This window comes from Vibrio sp. 10N.247.310.24 (genome assembly GCF_041467175.1).
GTDB lineage: Bacteria > Pseudomonadota > Gammaproteobacteria > Enterobacterales > Vibrionaceae > Vibrio > Vibrio tasmaniensis_A.
This window is the reverse complement of the sequence record NZ_JBFSUD010000120.1, coordinates 1-9,254: the sequence shown is the minus strand read 5'-3', so window position 1 is coordinate 9,254 and position 9,254 is coordinate 1. Positions and strand designations below refer to the sequence as shown.

8 protein-coding genes and 1 pseudogene are annotated in these 9,254 nt (G+C 42.5%); 3 read left to right on the top strand and 6 right to left on the bottom strand.

From position 1 onward, the window contains the following. Window positions 1-53: 53 nt before the first annotated feature. From AB6E08_RS21780 to AB6E08_RS21770, 3 genes and pseudogenes are all read right to left on the bottom strand, one after another. Window positions 54-428: pseudogene (locus AB6E08_RS21780) on the bottom strand (tyrosine-type recombinase/integrase); the annotation flags it as partial. 85 nt (window positions 429-513) lie between these two features. Next, entirely contained in the window at window positions 514-723 is a 210-nt protein-coding gene (locus AB6E08_RS21775; RefSeq protein WP_004731543.1) for a cold-shock protein, read from the bottom strand. Between the two features lie 448 nt (window positions 724-1,171). Next, a complete protein-coding gene (locus AB6E08_RS21770) occupies window positions 1,172-2,257 on the bottom strand; it encodes a PQQ-dependent sugar dehydrogenase (RefSeq protein WP_372064341.1) in 1,086 nt (361 codons plus the stop codon). Window positions 2,258-2,554: 297 nt separating this feature from the next. Between AB6E08_RS21770 and AB6E08_RS21765 the strand changes: the two genes are divergently transcribed. Beyond that, window positions 2,555-3,748, top strand: a complete 1,194-nt coding sequence (locus tag AB6E08_RS21765; protein ID WP_017098450.1) for a multidrug effflux MFS transporter — start codon at window positions 2,555-2,557, stop codon at window positions 3,746-3,748. A gap of 162 nt (window positions 3,749-3,910) precedes the next feature. On the opposite strand, the gene AB6E08_RS21760 is transcribed toward AB6E08_RS21765, so the two are convergent. Together AB6E08_RS21760 and AB6E08_RS21755 are read right to left on the bottom strand one after the other, a co-directional pair. Then, window positions 3,911-4,696 carry an ABC transporter ATP-binding protein gene (locus AB6E08_RS21760; RefSeq protein ID WP_012600440.1) on the bottom strand — a complete coding sequence of 262 codons (786 nt, stop codon included), beginning with the start codon at window positions 4,694-4,696 and terminating at the stop codon, window positions 3,911-3,913. A gap of 77 nt (window positions 4,697-4,773) precedes the next feature. Further along, entirely contained in the window at window positions 4,774-5,532 is a 759-nt protein-coding gene (locus tag AB6E08_RS21755) for a siderophore ferric iron reductase (RefSeq protein ID WP_012600441.1), read from the bottom strand. A 219-nt stretch (window positions 5,533-5,751) separates the two neighbouring features. On the opposite strand from AB6E08_RS21755, the gene AB6E08_RS21750 reads away from it, so the two are divergent. Continuing rightward, a complete protein-coding gene (locus tag AB6E08_RS21750) occupies window positions 5,752-6,660 on the top strand; it encodes an AraC family transcriptional regulator (RefSeq protein WP_017098448.1) in 909 nt (302 codons plus the stop codon). A 246-nt stretch (window positions 6,661-6,906) separates the two neighbouring features. Then, window positions 6,907-9,036, top strand: coding sequence for a TonB-dependent siderophore receptor (locus tag AB6E08_RS21745; RefSeq protein WP_372064338.1), 2,130 nt, complete (start codon window positions 6,907-6,909; stop codon window positions 9,034-9,036). 14 nt (window positions 9,037-9,050) lie between these two features. Here AB6E08_RS21745 and AB6E08_RS21740 read toward each other — a convergent pair. Continuing rightward, window positions 9,051-9,254, bottom strand: a 204-nt coding sequence (locus AB6E08_RS21740; protein WP_372160262.1) for a hypothetical protein, incomplete at its 5' end; no start/stop codon positions are given.

The window sequence follows — 9,254 nt, the reverse complement described above, 5'->3', positions numbered from 1 at the left end:
TATCGCCCAAACTGGTTAAATTTTAACAGTGACAACTACCCTGCCAGATAGGGTTTACGCTCTTGCCTCATTACAATATCAAATGCTTCACCAAGCAGAGGAACTACCATATGGTTGCCTTCTTTCTTACGTGGGTCTTTTCGGTCACGTACGATCACTGTTCTAAGTTCTTCGTTTAAGTCTTCCCAGCGAATACCACAGACTTCGCTGACTCTCATACAGCTCAGGATGCTGAAGTCTAGAAGCACGGAGTAGGGGATTTTGTTTTCTCTGCGTTGCTCACGTTCTTCTAGTGCTTCTTTTAACAGGTCTATTTCATCGGTTGTAGGGCGTCTTGTTCGTTTCTCTGATTTACCGATGAGCTTCATTTCATACAGGATGGGTGTTGCTTCTAAGAATGTGTTCACGTTCGCGAAAACGTTGAATAGAACTAACTACCTTAAATCTCTGAATAGCGGGTAAAAAAATAGCCAGCAGAGGCTGGCTATTTTTAGAAAGCTTTAAAATACTAAATTAAAGTACTTTGATGCTGTCAGCTTGTGGGCCTTTTTGACCTTGAGATACAGTGAACTCAACTTGTTGGCCTTCAGCAAGAGTTTTGAAACCATCGCCTGTGATTGCAGAGAAGTGTGCAAATACGTCTGGGCCGTTTTCTTGCTCGATGAAGCCGAAGCCTTTAGTTTCGTTGAACCATTTTACTTTACCAGTAACTGTGTTAGACATGATGATATCCTAAAATTAAATTTTTATTTTGAGCCAATTGTGGCACTGATAGCGCGGAAAAGTTTATTGCTATTGCGTACAACACAACGGGGTTACTAGTAATCCAACGAAATGTTTATATACAAAGAACTTTCTTTCTAGCCGAGATGAAGTCTAAATCAAATTAGGGGATAGTCAATCGAATCCATAGTGAAAGGTTGCAGAAACTTGGGGGTAGTCAAACTTTGCATTCCTTAAATATCATGGAGTTACAGTTGTATGGTGACTTGTTGTAGTTTTTGTGAAAAAGGTGGTCGAAATTGATGACGAATTTGGAGTAATTGCACTGTTTTGGCACATTTATTTTCCAAATTATTAAGCCGCTAATTGGTGCCTGGCCCCAATTTTAACGGCTTATATTTATAAATCTCACGGTAAGCATCATGTGTCTATTGGAACGAGCTTTTGACTACTTTTTCAAGCGATACAGGTTGCCATTATCGGTACTGAAAAAGATGTCGCCGCTTGGTGAAGTTTCAATGTCTCTTATCCTCTCGCCTAAATCTTCTAAAATACGTTCCTCTTTAATTGTTTCACCTTGTCCATTGACTGTCACAATATTGATGTGGGTAAGTTTAAGCGCGCCGGCCAGCAGCTTTCCTTTCAACTCTGGGTATTTGTCACCTTGGTAAACAATCAAGCTGCCCGGAGCGATTGAAGGAACGTAGACTTTTTTAGGCGCTTCAATGCCATCCTTAGTTTCAGACTCGCCTACGCTAATTGGGCCCCAATACTCTTTTCCGTGTGATGTGACAGGCCACCCGTAGTTGGCACCTGCTTTAATTAGGTTGATTTCGTCACCACCTCGCGGGCCGTGTTCAATCGACCACAGCTTCTGGGTCGGGAAGTCGTAATACAAGCCTTGTGGATTACGATGGCCATAGCTCCAAATCTCATTGAGTACCTTGCTGTTATCCGAGAACGGGTTATCGCTTGGTGTGCTTCCATCAGCATTCAATCGTAATATTGATCCGGCGTGAGTCATGGTGTCTTGGCCGTTGTCTCGATCACCACGGTCGCCGATTGAAAAATACAGGTGGCTATCATCAAAGGTGATACGGCTACCAAAGTGACGTCCGGTGTCCGTTCTGGATTTAGATACAAACACGTCTGTCCAATTGGTAACTTCATGATTGCTGTAATTAGCAGAAGCCAGTGTCGTTACGCCTTCACCATCGACGTCTTTACTGTAAGTGACGTAGAACTTTTCGTTTTCAAAAGGGGAGAGCGCGATATCCAACAGACCACCTTGGCCTTTCGCCCAAACATTGGGCAGCCTGAACAGCGTGCTTTGCTCACTCGTCTTTAAATCAACCTGTTTAATGACGCCAGCTTTTTCTGTTACTAGCATGGAGTTATCGTTGATATAAGCCAACCCCCAAGGGATCACGAGTCCGTCGGTGATCTTCTCTACTTGCCATGCAAAAGCAGAGGATATTGGACTCGATGCGATGAGTGCCAAAGCACAGGAAATAAGACGATGATGATTGTTCATGGGAGTCCTTTGTTTTCATGACGTGGTATTAGTTTAGCTTGTGGTCGACAGGTGCAAAGGTTGGGTTACTGAAAAGTGACTATTCATTTATTTAGTTCAACCAGTGTTGTATGAGTAAGCAAGCTCACGTATGTTTAGCCTGCCATTCTCTATTCGATTCCTTCGGAGCATAATGAATACTACCCTTGCAACATCTTCGCTGTTTTCTCTGCCTGTATGTTGTCAGGTTGATACTCAAGCTATCTATTCTCAAACCACCCGATCTCAAAACAGCTGTTATATTGGATACTTTACATCATGAGTCGTCGATTTGACTTTAAATCGATCCTACTTGCGTGTTTGGTCATCAGCATCGGCCAACTCAGTATGGGGCTGGTATTTCCATCATTACCATGGATCGCGAAAGACTTTGATGTTTCGCTAGAGCAAGCTCAGCTTCTGGTGAGTGTCTATTTGTTAGGTTTTGGACCTTCTCAGTTTATCTATGGTCCAATTTCCGATGCTCTAGGGCGTAAGAAGGTGCTGTTAAGTGGTTTGTTGATTGCGATGCTTGGGCTATTAATGATCATCTTCTTTAGCCATTCATTTACTAGCATGGTGATGGGACGTTTTCTGCAAGGCTTAGGAACGGGTTGTTGCGCTGTACTTGCTCGTGCTTCCACGCGGGATAGATTCAGTGGGGCAGATTTACCTTTAGCTATGTCCTACATTGCGATGGTCGCGTCTATTACACCTTTGATTGCGCCCGTAATCGGCGGCTTTATTAACTTCCATTTTGGCTGGAGCATGGTGTTCATCTCGCTACTTGGCTATGTCTCATTAGCTTGGGTGGTTTTGGCGTTCAAGTTTAAGGAAACCGTCACTCAGATCTCCGCTATTCCTTCGCCAAATAAAATGGTTTCTCAATACAAAGAGTTGCTAACTTCTCGCTATTTTATGAGTTTTGCGAGTATTGGCTGGCTTAACTTTAGTTTGATGATCACTACCGTATCAGTGATGCCATTTATTATGCAAAACCAGATTGGCATGACGTCTGATGAATACGCTATGTGGGCGGTCATTCCTGCTTTAGGCATGCTGGGTGGAACAAGTTTATGTAACCGTATTCGCCCCATGTTGGGCAACAAGAAAACTCTGTTATGTACCCCTGTATTGCATATCTTCGCGGCGTTGTGGCTTTTCTTTTGCCCACTTGAGCCTTTGTATCTCATGCTTGGCCAGTTCTTGATGATTCTTGGCAATGGTATTGCATTGCCTTGTGCTCAGGCGTTGGTGATGTTGCCTTATAAGAAGAACGCTGGCGCTGCTGCTGCGATGTCTGGCGGCGGGCAGATGGTGGTGTCTTCAATGGTGAGTATGGGGCTAGTTCAACTAGGGCTAGGAGAAGCGTGGCATTTATCGCTTGTCATCATGTTGTTCACTATTATTACTCTGATTAATATTTTACGTGGTTTCAGTAGTCAAGAAGCGAGAGAGTCGCAGCTGAGCTAATTAGTTAATTAGTTAATTAGTTATTTAGCTAGCGAGTGAAAAACGAAAAGGCCATTGAAGTTTATGATTTCAATGGCCTTCTTTATGCTTAGAGCTTAGAGCTTAGAGCTTAGAGCTTAGAGCTTAGAGCTTAGAGCTTAGACTTAAGCTGAAATGCCCGAACTATTCACAGACGACTGCAACCTTCTCACTTGCTGCTGTCTTAGCTGGAACTGGATGATCGATCAGTCGAATCGGAGACTCATACAAAGCTGACAGCGCTTGTTCATCAAGTAACTTATCCGCACTGCCTTCAAAAGCAATCTGACCTTTTTTCAGTGCAACGATGTGTGTCGCGTAACGCAGTGCTAAGTTCAAATCGTGCAAAATGACGATCACCCCAACATTTTCCGTTTTGTTGAGTTCAGACAGTAAACCCATAAGCTGAAACTGATGATGTACATCCAGTGCCGAAGTTGGTTCATCAAGGATTAGTACTGGTGATTGCTGAGCCAACAACATCGATACCCACGCGCGTTGACGCTCTCCTCCAGATAAATCATCCGCCAAGGCTTGCGAGAATTCAGTGACACCGGTTCTTTCCATCGCTTGTTGGATAATCGACTTATCTTCTGAATTCCAACGGCCTAGCGCGCCTCTCCATGGGAAGCGACCTAAACGAACCAACTCTTCTACGGTTAAGCCTGCAGAAGCGGGGAGCTTTTGCGGTAGATAAGCAATTTTTTTCGCTAAATCTTTGCTTTTGAATGAAGAGAGGGAAGCGCCGTCTAGTTCCACGCTGCCGTGATCCGGCGACATCTGCCCTGAGAGTAAATTAACGAGTGTAGATTTACCCGAACCATTATGGCCAAGAACGACTGTCAGTTCATTGGTCGGAATCGTGAGGTCTTCGATTGAGAGAATGGTTCGTTCATCACGAACAATTTTTATGTTTGAAAGCTGAAACATGTCAGTCCTGTAATTAGATCAGTAGCGAAGCTCAATGGGAGAAGGCTCGTCGTATTGAACTTTAATAAATGGCGTGACTAAGCGATTTTTTTGTTGTCTGGATGCCTAGGGCAATTATCACAGTACTTTCTTGAATCGCACTTATAAACCAGGCAGCAGCTGATTCTGATCAGTTTTAACATCCCCGAACTAGAGTCTACTTTAAGGCTGTCTAAATGATTTTCAGACAACTGGCATGCTTCTAACCAAAGCTTAGCTTGCGCAATAATGTAATCGTTGGTCAGGCTTGGTTCGTGTTGCTGAAGTTTTATCAAACTGCCTAACAATAGATCGGCCAATAAATGATTGGTAAATCCTGGGCGAATACGTGTCCATTCACTGATCTGGCTTCGATAAAACTCAGTCAGTGCAAGAATGGCTTCACCAGCATCGGGAATCAGCTCTTCTGGTGAACCATGTTGATGATCACCATTAAAGAAGCGGTAGCCAGTAATGAACTCTTTGTATCTAAATTGACCGATATTCTTGATGTCGGGCAATGAATGAAGCCCATAGATAGAAATGAAAGTCACATAGATAGGCTGCCAACACACGAGATCCCAGGTTCGCGTTAACCAATACGCTTTGCCTGCTTCTGGGTGGCTTTGCGAAAGACCATCGTAAACTCGTTTGAGCTCTTTATGGCTATTCTCATTTGTTACCGCAATGCTCTTGTTATTAAGTGCACCAAAGCTTCCGCTTAAATAAGGGGTCACTTGTTTTGAGTAAGCGAAGATTTTTTGATGTAGAGACGGGGCTTTCCGACGAGTGATAATATTGTGCAGTTGGGGAAGCATCTTAAATCAATAAATGAGAATCAGTTGCGTTATCATAACGAACATAGTCGAGGATAACCATACAAAATGGAGCATCTACTCGGTGCTTTTTACGTTTTTGAGATTTATAAAGTTTGGGTGGGCTGTCCTTTTTTCAGTGATAAAAGCCACTTTAAGTGATAAAAGTATTGTTGAACCCAACACGCCCTAGTCAAAAATAGAGAAGATGAAAGCTTGAATATGAACACACCTGCATTTGACCGTATCAGCCGCGTTCTGGCTTATATCCATGCGAATCTTAGCTCTGCGTTATCGCTAGAAGATTTAGCGACGCAAAGCTGTTGGTCTCGTTGGCAGCTGCAAAGAGTGTTTCAAGCCGAAACCGGGCTTACCGTGGCGAACTATGTGAGAGAGTTAAAGTTAAGTCAGGCTGCCGAAGAGCTGCTTGATGGAAAAGATCGTGTTATCGATATTGCGCTTGGTCTCGGATTCAATTCAGAAATAAGCTTTAGCCGTTCGTTTAAGCAAATGTTTGGGGTAAGCCCAAGTCAGTATAGAAAAGCAGGCAAAAGAGTAGGGCTAAAAAAGCCGATACAAGTATCTGAGACGGCGAGTAATTCAGAAAATAGGGCGTTAAGCTTTGTGGAAGTACGCATTGATGAAAGAGAGTCTTTCTTAGTGAAAGGAATGACATCAGAAATCAGTGGCTTGTTTTCACTCACGCAAGACTTCGCGCAGAAAGTCCCTCAGCTATGGTCACGTTTAGAAGGTGAGGTTGAAATCCCTGACGCCAACATGCTCCAGTTTATTGGCGTTGTTGACCTGACTCAGTCCTGTTTTGACGGAACCAATATTTACTATTGTGCGGGCGTTGAGCTTCATGACGAGATCTCTATCCCGCAACTGCCTAGTATTATCTCTGATAAGTTAGAGGTGCTGACGATTCCGAAGCAAACCTATGCTGTAGTGAAGCACCGTGGTCCTATAGAGCATCTACCCCATACTCTAAGTTGGTTTGTGCTTAATTGGCTTCCAAATTCAGGTTATCGTGGCGTTGATGGTTATGAACTTGAGATGTACCCATTTGGCTATCAAGCTCATGCTTCTGATGCGGAAATGGAGTACTGGGTTCCTATTATTAAATCGTAGTCATATTTCAGCCCTCCGACTTTCTCCCCCCTTCTCAAAAGCCTTTGTGTTACAAGGTCAAAGGCTACAAGGTCAAATGTTACTAGATCAATTGTGTGTTTAATCAGCAATTGACCTGGTTTTACTCAAAATAGGCCAAGTTCTTTTTGAATTTGCACCAAATTGTTAATTATCCCATCTCTAGATACATACAATGCAAATGAGATTTATTACTATTTACAATTAAGCATTGGTACCGAGGGAATCATGACCACTCACACTCGTTTTAAGTATTCATCATTGGCAGTCGCATTGCTGACTGCGTTTTCAGCGCAAGCATTCGCGGAAGATACCGCTACTTCGGCAGATTCGAATGTAGAAACTATTACTGTTATGGGTAAAGCCTACCGTAATACAGCAACGAAAACCGTTTTAGCGCCAGAAGAAACGCCGCAAACACTTAACGTTATCGAAAGCGAACAGATGGAACAACGTGGTGTTAAGTCTGTAATGCAAGCTCTTCGTTATGCACCAGGTGTATCAACCGAGAATAAAGGTGGTGCAGTGGTTCTTAGTGATTGGGTTAAAATTCGCGGTTTTGACTCTACGAATAACTATTATGACGGAATGATGTTGCCAATCCTTCCTGGATGGAACGTACAACCTCAGATTGATCCTATTGCAATGGAGCGTTTGGAAATATTTAAAGGTCCAACATCGGTTCTTTACGGGTCAATGCCACCAGGAGGCATGGTTAATATCATTGCAAAAGCGCCTAAGTTTGAAGAGTCTACGAAAATTGGCTTAGCAACGGGTTTAGATAACTTAGTTGAAGCTTCAATTGATACAACGGGTGCTTTGAGTGACAACGTTGCTTATCGCTTGGTTGCTCTGGGTCGTAAGAAAGATACGCAAGTAGACGGCGTTGAGGAAGAGCGCTATGTGATTGCGCCATCAATCGATTGGTATGTGTCTGATAAAACCTTTATTAACTTCAATCTTTATTATCAGAATGACCCTGCACTAGGTCAGAACGTGACACTCCCATTAGCGGCGATTGAATCAGGAAAAGTCTCACCTTCGACATTTGCCGGGGATGTTAATTACAACACCATCAAACGTGATTTCTTGATTACTGGCTATAAGTTTAACCATGATTTCAACTCAAATTGGGCATTTCTTCAGAATTTCCGTTATATGAAAACTGACTTTTATCAAGAAAGTACTAGCAGTGGCAATTTTGATGCTTCAACTGGCTCATTAGCTCGTTCAGCATATAGCACCGATGAAAGTTCTACGGGTATTAGTGTTGATAACCAACTATCGGGCCTAGTGTCGACTGGCTCATTGGATCACTATTTACTTTTTGGTGTGGATTATCGAAACACAGAGGGTGATGTAGCCTACGACGCTTTCGCAGGTGTTGATAGCATCAACCTTTACAATCCAAATAACGATAAGCTGAACCCGAATGATTTTACTAAAACGTATTATCAAAATAACGACATTGAAGTGAGTCAGCTTGGTTTCTATTTCCAAGACCAGATGTTGATTGATAATTGGGTGTTTATTGCTGGTGGTCGTTTTGACAAAGTCGAAACAACGACAAAAGTATCAGTATTGGGTGGTGCACCAAGCAAAACGGATACTGATGATACAAACTTCTCATACCGCTTAGGCGCTTTGTACAAATTTGATAATGGTTTATCTCCATTTGCTAACTTTGCTACCAGTTTTGAACCGAGTGTAAAGTTAGATACTAACGGTAACAACCTAGATCCTGAAACAGGTGAACAAGTTGAGTTGGGTCTTAAGTATGACTCATATGAGAATATGATTTCAGGCTCGATGGCTCTGTTCCAAGTGAACAAAAAAAATGTGGGCGTTCGTCCTGATGGAGCTTCACCATGGACTTCAGTTGGTGAGATTCGATCACAAGGTATTGAGTTAGAAGGACGAGCACAAGTCACTGATAACTTGGATGTGTTAGCGAACTACACATACACCGATATGGAAATTACTGAAGATAGAAACGCATCAAATATCGGGCAAACACCAGTATTTGTACCAGATCATACTGCAAATGTTTGGGCTAACTATTTTGTACGTAGTGGTGCAATGAGTGGCCTTAGAGTCGGCGGTGGCGTGCGTTATGTGGGAGAAACTGTTCTAAACGATACGTCAGACAAAAATAAAGGCCAAGTACCATCATATACTTTAGTTGATTTGTCTCTAGGTTATGACTTAGGAGAGGTTAACAGCTCGCTTAAGAACACAACAGCTAATGTCGTTGCAAATAACATATTCAATGAAGAGTATTACACTTGTTGGAATGAGAGCTATTGCTGGTACGGTCAAGAGCAAACTGTAGAATTTAATGTTAATTACGAATTCTAACTAAGTTAGGGTTATCAATTTAAAGCAGCCATTACTGGGCTGCTTTTGTCGTTTGAATAAATATAGAATTTAGATTGAGTAGGCAACAATATGAATTTACAACGAATAGCTTCCCATGTTTCTAAAATAAAGAGCTTGCATACAAAGCTAGCAGTATCCGTATTAGCGGTGTTTTTCAAGGTAGTTGTCATCATTTGCTTGCTTATTAAGCAGCTTCT